The 17,942-nt window shown below is 46.5% G+C and carries 14 protein-coding genes; 3 read left to right on the forward strand and 11 right to left on the reverse strand.

The features are described 5' to 3' along the window. Window positions 1-191: 191 nt before the first annotated feature. A complete protein-coding gene (locus tag E7747_RS01860; protein WP_228449298.1) occupies window positions 192-974 on the forward strand; it encodes a S1/P1 nuclease in 783 nt (260 codons plus the stop codon). Between the two features lie 172 nt (window positions 975-1,146). On the opposite strand, the gene E7747_RS01865 is transcribed toward E7747_RS01860, so the two are convergent. Together E7747_RS01865 and E7747_RS01870 are read right to left on the reverse strand one after the other, a co-directional pair. Beyond that, window positions 1,147-1,821: a response regulator transcription factor gene (locus E7747_RS01865; protein WP_123613346.1), complete on the reverse strand. Its 675-nt coding sequence runs from the start codon at window positions 1,819-1,821 to the stop codon at window positions 1,147-1,149. Next, window positions 1,821-3,317, reverse strand: a complete 1,497-nt coding sequence (locus E7747_RS01870) for a sensor histidine kinase (RefSeq protein WP_136413773.1) — start codon at window positions 3,315-3,317, stop codon at window positions 1,821-1,823. The genes E7747_RS01865 and E7747_RS01870 overlap by 1 nt, the downstream gene beginning before the upstream one ends. A 174-nt stretch (window positions 3,318-3,491) precedes the next feature. Between E7747_RS01870 and E7747_RS01875 the strand changes: the two genes are divergently transcribed. Together E7747_RS01875 and E7747_RS01880 are read left to right on the forward strand one after the other, a co-directional pair. Further along, window positions 3,492-4,373 carry a GLPGLI family protein gene (locus tag E7747_RS01875; RefSeq protein ID WP_136413775.1) on the forward strand — a complete coding sequence of 294 codons (882 nt, stop codon included), beginning with the start codon at window positions 3,492-3,494 and terminating at the stop codon, window positions 4,371-4,373. Continuing rightward, a complete protein-coding gene (locus E7747_RS01880) occupies window positions 4,370-6,904 on the forward strand; it encodes a carboxypeptidase-like regulatory domain-containing protein (protein ID WP_136413777.1) in 2,535 nt (844 codons plus the stop codon). Before E7747_RS01875 ends, E7747_RS01880 begins: the two co-directional genes overlap by 4 nt. 59 nt (window positions 6,905-6,963) lie before the next feature. Here the strand turns inward: E7747_RS01880 and E7747_RS01885 are convergent, their stop codons facing one another. From E7747_RS01885 to dxs, 9 genes are all read right to left on the reverse strand, one after another. Continuing rightward, window positions 6,964-8,640, reverse strand: a complete 1,677-nt coding sequence (locus E7747_RS01885; RefSeq protein ID WP_136413779.1) for a porin family protein — start codon at window positions 8,638-8,640, stop codon at window positions 6,964-6,966. 42 nt (window positions 8,641-8,682) lie between these two features. Next, the gene (locus E7747_RS01890) at window positions 8,683-9,537 is read right to left on the reverse strand and encodes a carboxypeptidase-like regulatory domain-containing protein (protein ID WP_136413780.1); all 855 of its coding nucleotides are present in this window, start codon (window positions 9,535-9,537) and stop codon (window positions 8,683-8,685) included. 2 nt (window positions 9,538-9,539) lie between these two features. Continuing rightward, complete coding sequence (locus E7747_RS01895) at window positions 9,540-10,190, reverse strand: DUF4974 domain-containing protein (RefSeq protein ID WP_168185186.1); 651 nt, start codon at window positions 10,188-10,190, stop codon at window positions 9,540-9,542. After that, a complete protein-coding gene (locus E7747_RS01900) occupies window positions 10,177-10,674 on the reverse strand; it encodes an RNA polymerase sigma factor (protein ID WP_136413784.1) in 498 nt (165 codons plus the stop codon). The genes E7747_RS01895 and E7747_RS01900 overlap by 14 nt, the downstream gene beginning before the upstream one ends. 293 nt (window positions 10,675-10,967) lie before the next feature. After that, a complete protein-coding gene (locus E7747_RS01905) occupies window positions 10,968-12,197 on the reverse strand; it encodes an IS4 family transposase (protein ID WP_136413786.1) in 1,230 nt (409 codons plus the stop codon). Between the two features lie 233 nt (window positions 12,198-12,430). Then, window positions 12,431-13,045, reverse strand: a complete 615-nt coding sequence (locus tag E7747_RS01910; RefSeq protein WP_136413788.1) for a DJ-1/PfpI family protein — start codon at window positions 13,043-13,045, stop codon at window positions 12,431-12,433. Window positions 13,046-13,051: 6 nt separating this feature from the next. Further along, on the reverse strand, window positions 13,052-14,536 hold the full coding sequence (locus E7747_RS01915; RefSeq protein ID WP_136413790.1) for a TrkH family potassium uptake protein: 1,485 nt from the start codon (window positions 14,534-14,536) through the stop codon (window positions 13,052-13,054). Between the two features lies 1 nt (window position 14,537). Then, window positions 14,538-15,872: a Trk system potassium transporter TrkA gene (gene trkA / locus E7747_RS01920; protein ID WP_136413792.1), complete on the reverse strand. Its 1,335-nt coding sequence runs from the start codon at window positions 15,870-15,872 to the stop codon at window positions 14,538-14,540. Between the two features lie 8 nt (window positions 15,873-15,880). Next, window positions 15,881-17,800: a 1-deoxy-D-xylulose-5-phosphate synthase gene (gene dxs / locus E7747_RS01925; protein ID WP_136413794.1), complete on the reverse strand. Its 1,920-nt coding sequence runs from the start codon at window positions 17,798-17,800 to the stop codon at window positions 15,881-15,883. Between the last annotated feature and the right edge of the window lie 142 nt (window positions 17,801-17,942).

Raw genomic sequence — 17,942 nt, forward strand, 5'->3', positions numbered from 1 at the left:
AATAATCTGGATTGTGTCGGGATTCCGGCGTCACCGCCGGTGGAGTCCTGACACCATTATTATCTTCTCGTCAAACAATCATGCAACTCAAAAAGTTTTTTGGTTAATCGGCGGAAGTTATGTAGATTTGCATAGATAAAAAATCCATGTAAACCGGTTGAATAATGAAACGCAGTTTTATATCTATTTTTATGTCCGTGGCTGCGATCTCTGCCTTCGGATGGGGGCAAAAAGGTCACGATGTGACAGCTTTTATAGCCGAAAATCATCTTACGCCCACAACCCGGGCGGCTGTCGATTCGCTACTCGAAGGCCGTTCGATGGTCTATTGGGCAAACTGGCTTGACAATGCAAGCCATACTCCCGAGTATGCCTACACTAAAACTTGGCACTACAAAAACGTCGATGAAGGCGAACGCTATGAAGAAGCCCAAGCCAACCCATCGGGAGATGCAGTCACTGCCATCAAGGCCCAGATTGAAACCCTCACCGGCAAAGATACTCCTTTGAATGATTCACAGCTCGCCCTTAAAATACTCGTCCATGTGATGGGCGACCTCCACCAGCCACTCCACATGGGCCATGCCACAGATCTCGGGGGCAACCGAACGCAAGTCAAATATTTCGGCCGCGACACAAACCTTCATTCCGTATGGGACTCTTCAATCCCAGAATCGGCTCACAAATGGAGCTATACGGAATGGCAGAACCAGATTGACCGCGTGCCCGAAACCGTAGAAGCAGAAATCATTTCCGGCACAATCGACGACTGGGCCAAACAGACAATAGAAATATGCGACGACGTTTACAAAGCATTTCCAGTCGGCTCTAAGATCTCATACAATGAAGTAGCGGAGTGGACACCTGTCGTCGAGAATCAATTCCTCAACGGCGGCCTTCGCCTCGCCCACGTGCTGAATCTGATTTTCGACCCCGCCTACCGCTCGTCGTCCACATCAACAATCGTCAGATAGACATCCATTTTGAAAGCATAAAACCCGGCAACAAGGGGGCTGAGTCCTGAAAACGGAATCAGTCCCTGTTTTTTCATCCAACACCCACATCCGACCATACAGCATTGTTATGTCGGTTATGTCATTTCCTATATTATGCGGATCAAAAGCCATTATTACAGCCAAGCCATCGTCACTTCACAGAAAGGATATATCCTCTTTTCTTAATCGACGCAATTGAAACTGACGGATCTGTCAGCATCCGGCGGATATATGTTATCTGCACGTTAAGAGCGAGAGAGTTTGAATAGCTTGAATCGCCCCATATCCTGTCGAGTATCACATCACGCTCTACCGTATTACCCAAATTGTCGGCAAGCATTTGGAGAATTTCTGTCTGGCGTACTGAAAGTGAGTGGGTTTCTCCACGGTAGGTCAGCGAAGAGAGATTGGGACGGAAAATGGTATCACCCAACTGATACTCTACATCCTGATTCACCGTCATGCTTTCAAACCGTTCATTGATCTTGGCAATCAGCTCTTCAGGATAAAACGGTTTTGGTATATAGTCGTTCCCTTTGAGAGAAAAACCGTGCAGACGGTCTACCTTGTCTGTCCTGTCCGTAAGAAAGAAAATAATCACCCTCTTGTCATTCTGCCTGATAATCCGTGCCATTTCAAATCCGTCGAGTTCAGGCATATTTATATCAAGCAGAATCAAATCGGGGCGGATTTCACGATACATCTCCAACCCAACCCTCCCGTTGTTGGCATAGGTTACCTCATAGCCTTCCGACTCGATAAAGCGCTTGAGAAGCATCGAGTTTTTTATGTCATCATCAACCAACAGAATTTTAATCGCTTTCATCATTGCGGTAATCTTATTGTAAAACTTGTCCCCTTGCCTTCGTCGCTCCCAGCTGATATAGAGCCGCCATGAGCATCGACCAGCAATTTCACATATGCAAGGCCGAGTCCCATTCCGGGTTGCTCTCCGGCTGAAGCCTTTCCGCGATAGAAACGCTGAAATATATGCTTCAGATCGCCTGACGAAATGCCATTGCCTGTATCGCTTATGTGAAGCTCGACATTTCCGTTGTTCTCAATTGCGTCTGCTTTGATTTCAACCGAATCACCTGAATACTTCACGGCATTTTCAACGAGATTATTCAATATATTATATAAATGTGACCGGTCGGCTGACACCTCAACAGATTTATCAATATTGTTGCTGATTCTTACAGTCTTACCGGGAGGCAACACCGTCGCCGACGCCACGGTCTCAAACAGCTCATGCAGATTGACACATTGAATATTCAAGGGGATTTGCTCCACATTGTTGAAGGTTATGTCCCTCAGTTTCGAGAAATAGGCCGAAAGATTGTCGAGGGCATTTCTTGTTTCAGACAACAATTCTTTCTTTACATCCCTATCCTCCATCATCCGTGGGTTCTCCAACCCTGACACACACATTTTTAACGTGGAAATCGGTCGTTTAAGCTCATGAATCATCGTAGTGACAAAACTGTTGCGCATCCTGTCGAGCCGCGACAGCTTCAACACGGTGGAAAATTGCAAAACAAGACAGACGATGAGCATACACGATGCCAGCAGTGTTATGATAAGTGCCTGCCACATCTCCGGCAAAACATCAAATGGATTGATCTGGCTTGTTATACATACGGTTTTCCCTTGCAACTCTGAATAAGGAATTGTCATTGTCAGGGCCGGCGAGAAAACTGAAATGTGGTCTGTTACCGTCGTATTCCATACCATACTGTCGGCTTCAATCAGTCGTATGCGGGCTTTTATTCCGGATTTGTGCAAAATTGAGTCAATGCCTTCCACGGCAAACGGACATTTTCTTTCAATCTGGACATTGCTTGTGGCAAGCCACGCCTGACTTTCATCTCTGGCGCCCGATGCGTCGAAAACCATCGAATCAACCGGTGTCGCCATCTGAACCTGAGCAAGATCCATCGCCCGCTGTTTCTGCCCCTCTGAAAGAGGCGTTCCCGGTTCTAATCCGAGGAGTTCGTGGGCAGAAAAGAGATATGTATAAATTTTAGAAGTACGCGTCGTCTTTACCGTATCGCCATACTCCTGTTTCAATGAAAATGTCGGGACAGAGAATACTTCGGCGTTGTTTCCCTTTTGCTTCAAAGAATCAGCGCTTTTATCAGGTCTTTTTGCCCTGATCGCATTATAATCGTCCACACATGCCGTGATCCTTTCACTCAAATTCCTGTCATATTCCTTGAGCGAAAACTCATAGCGGCCATACAGCCAATACATCTGCATTCCGAGGAAAGCGATGATAGCAATGATTGTGACTATATAAAGTGTCTTTATCCGTTTTTCCATGATGCAAAATTAAACAATTTTAATTTGTCGGAGTGACTGTATATCAAGCCATTTGCCTGACAGTAATAATTTAGTAACAATTCCATAATGTTTGAGTAATGATTATTTTCGGCTCTAAGACCGGCTCGCAAGTAACTTTGCAGCAAGAAAATCAATCAACAAAAGACAACAGACATGAAAAAATCTTTTTTATTCCTCACCATCGTTCTTACCATCTGGGCTACAGTATCAGGAAAAGTCGTGCGCCGTCAACTCAGCATCTTTCAAAACACTGTCCCCGAAACAGAAACACTCGCCAATGAGACAATGGAGTTTGTCTATGACTACCGCTGCTGCGTAGATACCACAGGCTTGCTTGACGACAACATATCAAGCGACAATATGCTCCTTCAGATAGGGCCGGACGGACTCTCGAAGTTCTCAAGCTACAAGAACCTCACTGTTGATTCCATTCTCATGCGCTCTACTTCCGAACAGATAGCCGACGCAGCAATGGAAGGAAAACTCAGCAACGGTGAGTTCATGACCATCTACAAGAATTATCCGTCAGGAAAGCTCACCCACACTGAAAAAATATGTCAGGACTGGTTCCGCTACGAGGAAGAGATGCCGAAGTTCGACTGGGAACTAACCGATTCGGTCACAACCGTACTCGGTTACGAATGCCGGAGCGCTCAATGCAAGTTCCGCGGACGCGAGTGGACTGTATTCTACACCGAGGATATTCCCCTGATGGACGGTCCTTGGAAACTCCACGGTCTTCCCGGTCTCATCATGAAGGCTTCGGATGAGAACGGACACTACACTTTCGAGTGCATAGGTATCCGATCGAAAGCCAACCGACCAATCACCATCTACAAAGTACCCTTCAACAAAACAGACCGCAAGGGATATTATGACACCAAACATCGTTACGAAATAAATCCTTACGCCTATTATGAAGCCACGACAGGCGGTCATATCACAGTCACCGACATGGAAGGAAATCCATCACTCGACGCATACGACCCCATAGAACTGCCATACGATTACCTCGAACTTGACTGGAAGAAATGAACAGATACAGCTTTTTTATATTTTGCGTTTTCCTCGGTCTGCTGTCGGTTTCGGCAGCAGACCCGGGTGAACTGCGTGGCAAAGTCGTTAATGCCGACACAGATGAACCGGTAACCGGATGTATTGTGAAATCCAAAGGTGCGTTTACCTCAACCGACAAAGAAGGCCGCTTCGTAATCACCCCCAAATCCGGTGCTGACTCCATATCGTTCCGCTTCATGGGCTACGAATCCTTGTCTCTACCTGTAACTGCCGACTTTTCTTGTGTACGTCTTAGTCCCAGAGTCACGCAACTGAACGACGTGATAGTCAAAGCCCCCGATATATATGCCAAAGGTGACACACTTGTGTTCAATGTGGCTAAATATGCAAATGCAAAGGACAATGCCATCATTGATGTCATCAAGCGTCTGCCCGGTATAAAAGTGAAGGATGACGGCACTATAGAATATCAGGGAAAGCCAATCAATAAATTCTATCTCGATGGCAACGACTTCATAGGTGGCCAATACGGTCTTGCCACCAACAACATCTCGCATAAGGATGTTGCATCAGTCGAAGTGATGGAAAACCATCAGCCTGTCAAGGCTCTTGAAGGCATCGAGTTCCCGGAGGAGGCAGGTATCAATCTCAAACTGAAGGATGATGCCCGCAGCCGATGGGTAGGCGTTGCGCAGGTGGCGGCCGGAGCTCAGCCATTACTCTACGACGGTTCGCTGTTCACAATGCGCATGGCTTCCAAAATTCAGAATATGTTTACATTAAAAGCCGACAATACAGGATGGAACCCGGCAAATGAGATACGGGAGCATGATTTTGACGATATGTTCTCTTCGGACTATACCGAATCCCTTTGGCCTGAGTACATTTCCGCCGACATTATCAACGCACCACTGACTGAGAAGCGCACCCGCGACAACCTGTCATGGCTGGCCAACGCGATAACGGCATGGAAAAAGAATGATACTTCAATGCGCTTAAAACTCAATTATATGGGCGACCGCCTTGACTACAATTCCGGGATGACCACCGATTATTTCAGCTCGCAGATTCCTCAGTTCGTCCAGAATAATGCACAGCGGACTCAGACACATGACATGTCGGCTCAGTTCTATAGCCAGACTAACAAACGTGATTATTTCCTTAAGGAAAAATTTACGGTAGCGGGAATATGGGACAAGTCCAACTCGACAGTGACGGGTTCGTATGACCTCGCCCAGCTTGTTGACCGAAAGAGTTTCTCTGCCTCAAACGACCTGAAACTTGTGAAGCGCAATGAGAAAAAACTCTTCACTCTTATATCGCGAAACACTTTCGGGCATAATCCGGACCTATTGACAGTGGCCGGTGACGAAGATGCTGTGCAGAGTCTGGGAACTACTGATTTCCGAAGCACCACGGAAACCAGATTCGGGAAGATGACACGTTTCTGGAAATATTATTTAACTGCCGGACTTGATCTTGACTGGCTCCGTATGAACAGTTCTCTTGCCGGACTTGGCGAATTTGACAACAACGGAATCCATGAAGCATTCCTGTCTAATCTATATGCCACTCCACAGATTGATTACGAACGTAACGGCTGGCGCGCATCGCTTCGGATACCGCTGAAATGGCTGCATCACTCCGTGGCCGGCCGACATGATTATGTCAATACATCCCCGCGTCTATATGTCAGACGGCAACTGACTTCCAAATCAGACGTTTCCGGTTCGGTGGCCTATAGTCTCGGTTCTCCGCAGCCATATATGAATATCACTGCCCCGGTGCTTTCCGACTACCGTAACCTCTTCATTGCGGATAACCCCGACAAATATTCACAGAAGATTGCGGCCACGCTCTCTTATCGTTATCGTAATCCGTTGAAGTCTCTGTTTTTCAACCTTTCGGCAACATATAACCACAGTCGTACATCAATAATGTCAAACCAGTTATTTATAGACGACTTCATAGTGTCGACCTATGCGCAACGTCTGAATAACAGCAATTCATGGTATGTCAACGGCGGTTTCAGCAAGGGACTTGGACACAGCAGGATAGTGGTAGGTTGCGATGTCAATGCCTCTGTGTCGTCCGCTTCCTCCATGCGCGATTACGATGTGATACCATACCGCCAGATGACAGCCGGTGTAAAACCCTACTTCAAAGGAAGTCTGTTGAAATGGCTCTCGGCCAATTATGAAGCAGACTATGGATTCTCAAAGATGAAAATCAACGGCGAGACCAACGACTATCATACCTTCAGGCAGAATATTTTTACAACTATAATCCCCAGCGATATTGTGCAGTTTACCATAGGAGCCGAGCATTTTCTGACCCGTTTCCCCGAAGGGAACACTGCAAATCTCCTACTCCTTGACGCCTCAGCGGTGTGGCGTCTTAACAACAAAGTACGGCTATCGCTTACAGCCGACAACCTGCTCAACCGGCGCAGCTACGAATATGTCAACTACGGTACACTATCCCGTTCCGAACACCACTTCCTTATACGCCGGCGCAGCATCCTCGCCTCTGTCCAATACCGCTTCTGACAAGTCAAGTCCCCGACATCACTGCCGAGGACTTGACTGTCAGTATGATTAAGCTGTTTTTATTTCAGAATACCTGATGACGCACCTGCCTGTCTGGTTATATCATCGCCTTGTTTCACTTTCTTACCAAAACCGAGTGTATATGTTACTGAAAGCTGAACAAACGCATGACCTGACGCATTGCTGCTCCATTTATTGACTGAATAATTCTCGCTGCGCATCGTTTCGTATGAAGATCTCCAGTTCCACCTTTGAAGATTCTGAGCTGTCAGCCGAATATTCCACGACGCATTGCTCCATCCAGCCTGCAAGACAAAGGCATCCTTGTTTTTTGTCCATATCCCGGACATGGAATTATAATTGTCGGTTGCATTTTCCGAATTGTATGATATGGCAAAATTAAAATTGCCCAGATAATATAGCGCCTGTAGATAGAAGTTGATACAGGAGTGGTTTATGCTGTATGGCAATCCATTGTGGACATAAAGCTGAGCCAGTTGCCCTGACAAATAGAGCTTGCCATCAAGAAAACTGGAAGAAGCATTTATCCCGTAGTTGTAATGACCGAACTTGCCTACAGGCTGTTGAATCGTTCTGACTATACCTTCCGAAGTCGCCTCATAGACAAACGCCGCCCGGTTACCCACAAGCCATGAATTAGCAAAAACGGTCATGTTGAATCTGTTTGATGGAATGAATGTGTAGTTGATGCCTATATCATAACTTCTGTGAGACTTCAATAGCGGATTGCCCGTATGCCAGAGAAATGGAGACACCTGAATGATATTGTCGCTTTTATAGTTGGATGAGGGTGGCCATACTGAATAATGGAACACCGCACCAAATGAGTTTTTTCTGTCAGGCACAAATCTGAATGAGGCATCGATATATGGATAGTCTGAAATTGCCTTGTTGTCATTAAGGTCTGTTGCCAGCCAGTTCCACCCGAAGCCTAAAGATGTGGAGACTTTCTTATCGGCAAAACTATAGGAAGCACCAATCTGTCCGAATTTAGTTGTTGAATTGTCAAGAGCATTGACCGAACCTGAATAGTCGGTGCGGTTATGTTCATATAGTCCTCTGATATGTGTCATTATAGAATGTTTCTCACCGAAGGTCTGACTGTAATTCAATCCAATGTTTCCCTTATGGGTATTATCTCCAGCATTGTTATATATTGAAGCGATATCAGTCTCTGAATATTGTGAGCTTTGATTGGTGTGGGAATATGAATAACCAAGTGAAGCTGTAAGAGAATTATTCTCAGGCAGACTGAAAAAATAATATCCATTGTAATTAAGATATTTTGCTTTTGAGTCTGCAATGGATTCATAATATGACCGGCCTAAAAGATTGTCTGTATATTTTACCTCTCCTGTATTGTCGTCATGTGGTGTGGCGTCAAGTCCAATGGAAATCTGACTGTTGGCCGTAATCTTATCTCCTGAGTACAAGGCTCTGAAACTTGTCTCATAATTACGTCTGCGGTATCTGGAGGTCTCCGTCCGAGACTCACGCTGAAAACTTTTTATTTCGCCGTCATCCTGAGGCAGCCGGAACGTCTCGGTCTGATCCACTCCGAAATGGTTGTTAGACATATAATAACCATAGCACATTATATCGTATGTCATCTTGTTTTTCACAAATCGGACATTGCCTTGCAGAAATCCGGAATTTGCAATGAAATTCTCTGTCCCCAAAGCTTTCACATATCCGCCATATTCATATTGTGTCATTCTGAAATTGATGACGTATCTATTACCCTGAAATCTTGGATCTCATGGATATTCGAGGTATTCAACGCATCTGACATCCGACATTCTCATCATTTTAAGATCATTCTCCGATGCAGGAACATAGTCTATGTAGATAGCTACCGGCTGATTGGAGGCTGTAGTTACAACGGATGAACCTAACTTTACATTAAGTTGAGGAATTGCCATCCTGACAAGCAGATCAGTCGCGGTCTGGGAAGCGTCCTTCTGTCGTTGGGTAGGTCTGTAGATACTTTTATCAGACAATAACAAGGCATTATCTCCTTCTACTTTAACGGATTGCAGATTGATAGGCAACTCCTTCATTAGAATTGTGCCCATATCAAACGTACTGGACTCTTTATAGGTCGTTTCATAACCGAGGCATGACAATTTGCCGACTACTCCTTGTTTGTCACAAGGTATCGAGAATCGTCCTGCCTCATCGGTTATGCCGTATGTGATGACAGTCGAATCTTTGGGCGCCAGCAGCATCACTGTCGCCGCAACCACAGGCTCGTTGTCGCTACCGATGGCTCGGCCCGTATAACAGAATTTTCCATGTTGCAGTGCCTCGATATAGTAATTATGGTCTTTTTTGATAATTGATATTGGATTAAGTCCGATTGTCAGACGCAAGGCTTCATAGGCATCATCAGTATGTATTCTTGCTGACGTTTTGTAGTTATCGAGTTCCTTATATATAAATGTGATATTTACATCGGGATGGTCTTTGCAGATTCTGATGATAGCTTCTGATATGGGCGTGTTGTCAAACGAATAGTCGTATTCGTATGCACCGGCTGAAATGCAGCTCATCGCAACCATTATCAGGGTCAGGAGAGTTTTCTTGCTGCGCAAGCGATAGGTCGATAACATTTTCAGTCGAGGTTTAGGATATTTCCGGTTTGTCTGATACTAATCTGCTCAAATGTGTTAAGTTGCCCAACAACGTCGTCAAGCGTCAACGACGGATCGAGTTTGTAGTAAAGACGCAGTGATGCCGCTTCCTTGTTGTTGAACCTGACCTCTACACTGTATGTGTCGGCGACCTCTTTCATTATCTTTTCAAGAGGCTCATTCTCAAACAATACAGGAGTCTGACTAACTTTTACAGTATCGCTATATACGGTAATGCTATCTGTTGAAACGACAGCGACTGATGGCGCAACAGTCACGTCGTCAGCGGCCGATTGCGGTTTATGGTCAATCACAGCCACAGTGACAACAAATCCGGCTGCAACGGCAATGATTGATGAGCCTATTATAGCTGCGATTGAGGCTGCTCGACTGCCGGACCATAAGAATGAACGACGCGGGCTGACAGTATGTTTCGCCGAAAGGGTCTCCCATTCGGCATCGACATCTATCTCTCTTCCGGCTTCTATCGCAGAATCGGTTTTGCAAAGAAGATTGTAAATCTCTCTGGTTTCAGAATCCGACAGTATTTCAGTCAGCTGCTCCGGCGTATAATTTTCCGGGTGCTCTATAATATCAAGCACCACATCATATTTAGACTCATACTTCTCCATTTTCATTGAGTTTTTTGCGGATGATTGTAATTGCATGACTCAGATGACGATACACGGCAGTCTCGCTTATGCCCATTACTGCTGCGACTCTGGCAAAGGGCAAACCGTCGGAGAACCGCAGTTCCATCACCCATCGTGCCTGAGGAGAGATTTCAGACTTGATCAGACCGTAAATCCGGGCAATTGTTTCATCATCAGGCCAATCCTCGGTGTCATATTCATCATTGTCAAGGAAATAACGGTTAGCTATGCGCTGATGAATCTCACAGTCCCGGATATGGTTAAGACAGCGGTTGCGGATTGCCCGCAAAAGATAGGGACGCGATAAAACGTGTCCGCCGAGTCGTGAGTCGAGTAGCGAGACAAACACATCGTGTACGATGTCGCGCGCAAAATCATCGTCGTGCAGAAGTGCCACGGCCATCCGGTACATCTGCGCATAATGTGCTTTGAAAAGCTGCTCTATGTCGTTTCTGTTCGTCATACATTAATAAGACACACAACATCCGCAAAACTCAACCCTGAAAAAGAAAAAATTTTGAGAAAATCACATATCTGTCTGTAAAGTTACTGAAAACAATCCGATTACACATTAAAATATTCGCCCCATGTCAATATAATACCATATACCCATGACCTCACCGAGCAAATTTTACCGATATTACATCAAACAATAAAAAATATTGCTGTCCGATAAAACTCAAATAGCGCAATAAAGTATGGCTCGAACGCTGATTTTACGGTGTTCGAGTCTTCTTTTTTACCTTACAAGCCCCCTCAGTCAAACAATGACGGTTCGGGAGGCGCTCCGGAGGCCTCGGAAAGGATGATTTCCCACTCTTTTTCCGGGTTGTTAAACAGGCTGTTGAAGTCAACGTAGTACATCAGGGTAATTCTGACCATTGTTGCCAGCCCGGAGAAGCTCCACTGGCGTTTCAGCCCCTTCTGCATAACCATCAGCAGTAGATTGGCGATTAGTGTGATCCAGATCTGGATCTTGATGGCATTGGCGCTCTCGCCATAGAAGTATTTAAGTGGAAAGTTTTGTTTCATCTGCTTGAACAGCAGCTCAATTTCCCATCTCTGTCGGTATATCGCGATGATTTCCTCCGGGTCGGACTCCATATCGTTGGTCAGCAGCGATATCAGTTTGCGCTTCTTGACATCCACATAAGTGATTATGCGTGATTTATGTCGAATGACCTCTCCGCCTTTAACCTGCTTTACAAACTCCACTTGCTGTATCCTGACCTCCATCAGTCCGTCAGGAGTCTGATACATAGTGTCCGACAATATGCTGTATTTCAGGTTCTTCTTCATCTTGGTGACGTATGTTACGCCACGCTCCGTCAGTTGTTGGAACTTCTCATAGTCGATGTATGCGCGGTCCATTGCCATTATGTCGCCTTTACTCAATGTTGTTGGCTTGAGCATGAATGAGTCGTTTGTAGCCGCTGATGTGAACTTTATATCCGACGGCACACCTTCGTTGGCATGTATGACGGTATGAACCTTGATTCCGCCTTTCTTTTTTCCGGTCTTTGGATGGCGTCCGACTCCCTTGAACAGCAGGTTGGAGAACAGAGTAATAGTCGTGGAGTCGATAATCTGCAGTCGTTTCATCCATTTTGGAGTCTTGCGGCTGTGGCTGTCCGAGGAAAGAACGTGGCGGTAAGTGGCATATAGATCACGATATATAGCCTCAAATATAGCTTCGGGGCGCCTCTTGTTGGCATCCGCAAGTGTGCTGCGCCCGATTTTGAAAGTAATACCTATATGAGACAGTTTACGCGTCTCGGCAAGCAAACTGGCTGTTATCTCACGCAATGAGTCGAATCGCATTATCACGGCATAGAGCATTACCACCAGATGAATCCAGCAGTTAAACCGTTTGGTATATCTCTCTCCTCCGTATTCGCGGCTAAACTGAAGAATTTTCGACTTGTCAAGCAGTTTTATTACCTGACCATAGAGCGGCTGTCCGCTAAAATGACTACTTTTGGGCATAGTTTAGAATATGTTTTGACCAACACAAACTAAACTAAAAGGACTGACTCCTGCAATAGGTGCCAGTCCTAATTTTGTTTTGCCTCAAAAAGTTTTATCGGACAGCAATAAATAAAAAATCAGCCATTCAGTTTCAATAAGAAACCGAGTGGCTGATTGTCTTGATATACTCACAATAAATCCTAAAATCGGCTGTGTGAGACTATAATATTGACAGGCTGTTTATATCGTTTCTAATTTTCGGCAGGAAACATGTTACAGAATCCCTGCTTGTTGAACTGATAGTACATTTCTATGCGTTCCGGTGTGTCGTTTTCAAGCAGAAGAAGCAGTTCCTTTGCAAATTCAAGGGCCGCAGAACCATTGGCCGTCACTATCATCTTGTCGCTGACAGCCTGAGCATGGACATATCCGTCCGTATTGGTATAATTTTCACCGCCCCACAGTTTCAATTGTTCCAGTCCGTTGCCGGTGTGTGTGACCGCGTTAAGAAAACCGTGTTTTGCCATAAAGGAAGCAGCATTGCAGATTGCACCTACAACCTTACCTCTCTCAATGGCCTGTCTGACAATCGGCACAACCTTATCCGCGACAGGCGTAGTCCAACCGAAGCCACCAATCAATACCAATGCCGCATAATCGTCAGGCATCGTCTCAAACGAATAGTCGGCCATCGTGCGGAAACCGCCGATTGACTTGACAGGCTCCAAAGACGGAGCTAAAACCTTATTGACATATTTCGGATTTTCTTTAAGCGCGAACTCATCGGAAGCTATGGCCTGTGAAAGATATACAGCCTCATGTGCCGCATAATCCGGCAAAAGAACATATAGAATCTCGTTGCTCATTTTTATTTATTTTTTCCAGAATGTAGGGGTAAAGAGAATCAGAACAGTGAACAGTTCAAGACGGCCGATCATCATAATTATGGCCAATAACCATTTACCAACGTCAGGGACAAGGGCATACGAACCTCCGTAGCCTGTGACACCCGCTCCAAGGCCGGTATTGCTTATGCAGGAGAATGCCGAGAAAAACGAGTCGACCAACGGAAGCCCCAAAGCAGTGAGAATGATGCCTCCCGCCATGATAATCATGACATACAGACACAGAAAGGCAATAACCTTCGACACTGTCTCATGTGGAATCACACGACGGTTGACACGGACTGTAAAAATATTGTTCGGATAAACGCACCTTACAATCTCGTTACGGCAGTTTTTCAATAGATAAATCAGACGGTCAATCTTAGCGCCTCCGCTGGTAGAGCCGGCACACGCTCCGAAAAACATCAGGGCGAATACAAGCGACAGAGTAAACGTACCCCAGTTAGAGAAGTCGGAAACCTCATAGCCCGTCGACGTGATAGTCGACACTATCTGGAACAAAGGATCAAGCGTTACCGACTTTATGGAATAAGCCTGTCCGTGATAGAATATGGCGATGACAAACAGCACGTAGCACACAAGAATTATACCTACATACGCACGGAACACATCGTTTTGCCATATCGGCTTGAAATCACCGTGGGCCGCACGGTAAAGCAACACGAAGCTCGTCCCGCCAAGGAACATGAACACCGTCACCACAGATTCTATATATATAGAATCCCATGCCTCGATACTTGCATCGGCCGTAGAGAATCCACCGGTCGACATTGTGCTGAACGCATGACATATCGCTTCGAACGTATCCATCGGGCCTATTATAAGCAATATGAAAAGTACAAGGGTCAGCACAATATAGATGAGCCACAGTCCCTTGGCCGTCTGCGAGATACGGGGACGCAACTTGTCGTGTGTAATACCCGTCACCTCCGCGTTAAACATCTGCATGCCACCCGAATGATTGAGCATCGGGACTACAGCCAAGGTAAAAAGAATTATACCCATGCCGCCTATCCACTGCATCAGGCTACGCCACATGACAATACCGTGGCTGAGATGACTGATAGAGTCCATGACCGTCGCCCCGGTAGTGGTGAATCCCGACATAGCCTCAAAAAAGGCATCGGAGACCGACATCGGCTGCTTCTCCATGAGTATGAATGGAATCATGCCGAAAATCGAAAAGAAAATCCATATCAGAGCCGTCAGCAGGAACCCCTCTCGTTTACCCATGCGGGGATTACGCGGACGGATGCCGAAGGTCATTATAGTTCCGGCCACAGTAGTGACCACCATTGTCAGCAGAAAACACATCCAGTCGGTTTCGTGATAGACAAGGGATGTAGCAAGCGGGACTGTCAGGAAAAGTCCCTCGATGATAAGAAGCAACCCGATGATACGGAGTATCATCGGGAAATTTATGGCTGTAGGTCGGTAACGAAGAAAATTCATGTCATTTAAACAGTTTTTCGACCTTGTGGATGACACCGTTGAGTGTAAACACAACCACACTATCACCCGGCTCGATGACAGTGTTACCCGAAACAAGATAACCTTTACCATCCCTTATGAGACCTGCGATAGTCATGTCGCGCGACAGTTTCAGATCCTTTACAGGGCCTCGGGTGATTTTTGAGCCCTCACGAGCCACAATCTCTGCGACTTCGGCATCGGCCAACGCAAGACATTTCGACGTGGAAGTATCACTGTCGAGAAGCATCTGGAATATTCGCGAAGAAGCAAGGAGCTTTTTATTGATGATTGTTCCGATATTCAATCCTTCTGCCTCAGAGATAAACTGCAAATTCTCCACCTCGGCGATTGTTTTGACCACTCCAAGCTCTTTGGCGGAAAGACAGGTGAGAATATTGGTCTCACTGCTGTCGGCAAGCGCGATAAAAGCATCCATATCGGTTATGCCGGCATCAAGAAGAGCATCGGTGTCACGTGCATCGGCATTGATGATTGTCGCGTCAGGACATTTTTCCGACAACACAAGACAACGGTCGCGGTCCATATCCATGATTTTGAAGTTGAACTCATCGCCGGCCATCGCACACAGCCTTATCGCAATACGGCTGCCTCCCATGATGAGCACATCGCGTATCTTGCGCTGAGTCTTGCCACAGAGCGCGACGAGCGAATCGACATGCTCACGCGTAGTCATGAAGTAGACAATATCATTTACTTCCAGACGGTCATGACCGCCGGGAATAATCGTCTCATGATTGCGTTTGATTGCAGCCACGTGAAAACTGTGTTCGGTCATTCCAAGCTCTTTGAGCTGCATTCCCTTAAGCGGGGCATTGTCTCTCAATTTGACACCGACGAGAATCAGCTCCCCGTTGTGAAGCTCAAACCAGTGTCTGACCCAGTTGTGACGCAAAGCCTGAATAATCTCAATCGCGGCGAGATACTCGGGATAGATCATGTCGTCAGCCCCGATATGGACGAAGAACTCATGATTAGCCGGATCTTTAAATTCGTAATTATCAATCCGGGCCACAGTCTTGGACGCTCCAAGGCTTTTTGCTATGGCACACGCAATGATGTTGCGTGTCTCAAACGGAGTGACCGCGATAAAAAGATCGCAATCCTCAACACCGGCCTGACGAAGAGTTGAAAAGGAAGTCGGAGAGCCTTTGAAGGTAAGGAGATTATAGTTTGAATCAAGCATGGAAAGCTTTTCACCGTCACTGTCGACTACGGTGATATCCTGCTCTTCGTTTGACAGAAGCTTGGCAAGGTGAGTACCGACCTCTCCCGACCCGGCAATAACTATTTTCATCTGTAATATCAGCCTTTAACAGGATTAGCAATCTTGGCAATGGCCTCGTAGATACCCTCTTCGTCAAAGCCGCAAAGATGTTTAAGCTCTGCCGGTTTGCCCTGAGGAATAAAACGGTCAGGAACACCAAGACGATGCACCGCCACATCAGAACCGGCCTCAGAAAGCGCTTCAAGCACTGCCGAACCCATTCCTCCGTCAACCACACCGTCTTCGACTGTGATGACAGGAACGTTCATCGCGACGATACGGTCAATGATTTCCTTATCCATAGGTTTAAGGAATATCATATCATAGTGGGCAATGGAGATGCCGAATTCCTTTTCCGCACGGTCGATCACCTTTCGTGCCTCCGAAGCTACCGGTCCGATGGTAAGCACCACCATGTCGCTGCCGTCCTTGAGCAGTTCGCCCTTGCCGACAGGCAATTTGTGCATCTCTTCCGACAATTCCGAGTCTCCGTTTCCTCGCGGATAGCGGATTGCAAACGGACCATCGAAACTTTCAGCGGTAAGCATAAGATGACGGAGCATGTCGAGACTCCTTGGCGATGCGACTGTCATGCCTGGAATCGAGCGGAGATAAGCCATGTCGAACACACCGTGGTGTGTAGCGCCGTCCTCCCCGACAAGACCGGCTCTGTCAAGACAGAAAGTGACAGGCAAGCCCTCAATCGCCACATCATGTATGATATGGCTGTAGGCTCTCTGAAGGAACGATGAATAGATGGCTACAAATGGTTTCATACCCTCTTTTGCCATTCCTCCTGCAAATGTCACAGCATGTCCCTCGGAAATGCCGACATCGAAAGTCCGTGACGGGAAAGCCTTTTCAAGCTTGTTCATTGAAGTGCCCGACGGCATGGCTGCCGTCACCCCCACTATTTTAGTATTACGCTCGGCGAGCGCGACAAGCGTTTCGCCGAACACGTCCTGATATTTTGGAGCCTTCTTCACGCTGTCTTTTATAATCTTGCCGGTTTTCGCGTCAAAGCGCCCCGGAGCATGCCAGCGTGCAGGATCTTTCTCAGCCGGTTCGTAACCTTTGCCTTTTATCGTACGGAGATGAAGGATACGCGGACCGCTGAAATCCTTTATTTCATTCAGCACATTGATGATAGTCGGCAAATCATGTCCGTCGAAAGGTCCGAAATACCTGATATTCAGGCCTTCAAAAATATTTTGCTCCTTGGTTATAAGTGACTTCAGGCTATTGTTGAAGCGCATGATCATCCCTTTGCCCTTGTTGGTTACAAGATGGTTCTTGCGCAGAAACCTCGCAAACTTATATCTGAGATTATTGTAGGCTTTCGATGTTGTGAGATGGGCGAGATAGGAATTGAGAGAGCCGACATTGCGGTCAATCGACATATCATTATCATTAAGAATGATAAGAAGATTCGAATTGGCATTGGCAGCGTTGTTAAGCCCCTCGAACGCGAGACCGCCACTGATGGAGGCATCGCCTATAACCGCTACGACATTGCGGAGCGGGGTTTCGTTTTGCAACGAACTTGCCACAGTCATGCCAAGAGCTGCCGAAATGGAGTTCGAGGCATGGCCTGCAGTAAATGTATCATATTCGCTTTCCTTTGGCGAAGGGAAGCCGCTTAGACCGCCAAGCGTGCGATTGGTACTGAAACGCTCGCGACGCCCGGTCAGTATTTTGTGGCCGTAAGCCTGATGTCCGACATCCCATACGATGCGGTCGTAGGGGGTGTTGAACACATAGTGCAAGGCAACTGTAAGCTCTACCGCCCCCATACTCGATGCAAAGTGCCCCGGATGGGTTGAGAGCGAGTTGATCAGAAACGAACGCAACTCGCTACACACTTTCGGCAGCTCCTGCACCGGGAGTTTGCGCAGGTCGGCCGGAGAGTCGATCTGCGACAGGAGAGGATATTTATCGTCCTTCGTTTCTTTTTCCATTCTTAATATATTTCTTATAGAGAGGAACCCACACAATGATACCGGAAGCGGTTATGATAAATATGGTCCAGAGAGTGAACGGCCGCGATGCTATGACAAGATAACACAGAAAAAGCCATAGCACCGCTATAAAGCCGAATCG

Origin of the sequence: Duncaniella dubosii, from assembly GCF_004803915.1 — a bacterium.
In the GTDB taxonomy this organism is placed as follows: Bacteria; Bacteroidota; Bacteroidia; order Bacteroidales; family Muribaculaceae; genus Duncaniella; species Duncaniella dubosii.

Coding starts and splice junctions, on each gene's coding strand:
- E7747_RS01890 (WP_136413780.1), bottom strand. CDS start 9,537: ATGTTATCGACCTATCGCTTGCGCAGCAAGAAAACTCTCCTGACCCTG.
- trkA (WP_136413792.1), bottom strand. CDS start 15,872: ATGAAAATAGTTATTGCCGGGTCGGGAGAGGTCGGTACTCACCTTGCC.
- E7747_RS01860 (WP_228449298.1), top strand. CDS start 192: ATGTCCGTGGCTGCGATCTCTGCCTTCGGATGGGGGCAAAAAGGTCAC.
- E7747_RS01910 (WP_136413788.1), bottom strand. CDS start 13,045: ATGAGCAACGAGATTCTATATGTTCTTTTGCCGGATTATGCGGCACAT.
- E7747_RS01915 (WP_136413790.1), bottom strand. CDS start 14,536: ATGAATTTTCTTCGTTACCGACCTACAGCCATAAATTTCCCGATGATA.
- E7747_RS01870 (WP_136413773.1), bottom strand. CDS start 3,317: ATGGAAAAACGGATAAAGACACTTTATATAGTCACAATCATTGCTATC.
- E7747_RS01900 (WP_136413784.1), bottom strand. CDS start 10,674: ATGACGAACAGAAACGACATAGAGCAGCTTTTCAAAGCACATTATGCG.
- E7747_RS01875 (WP_136413775.1), top strand. CDS start 3,492: ATGAAAAAATCTTTTTTATTCCTCACCATCGTTCTTACCATCTGGGCT.
- E7747_RS01895 (WP_168185186.1), bottom strand. CDS start 10,190: ATGGAGAAGTATGAGTCTAAATATGATGTGGTGCTTGATATTATAGAG.
- E7747_RS01865 (WP_123613346.1), bottom strand. CDS start 1,821: ATGAAAGCGATTAAAATTCTGTTGGTTGATGATGACATAAAAAACTCG.
- E7747_RS01885 (WP_136413779.1), bottom strand. CDS start 8,640: ATGACACAATATGAATATGGCGGATATGTGAAAGCTTTGGGGACAGAG.
- dxs (WP_136413794.1), bottom strand. CDS start 17,800: ATGGAAAAAGAAACGAAGGACGATAAATATCCTCTCCTGTCGCAGATC.
- E7747_RS01880 (WP_136413777.1), top strand. CDS start 4,370: ATGAACAGATACAGCTTTTTTATATTTTGCGTTTTCCTCGGTCTGCTG.
- E7747_RS01905 (WP_136413786.1), bottom strand. CDS start 12,197: ATGCCCAAAAGTAGTCATTTTAGCGGACAGCCGCTCTATGGTCAGGTA.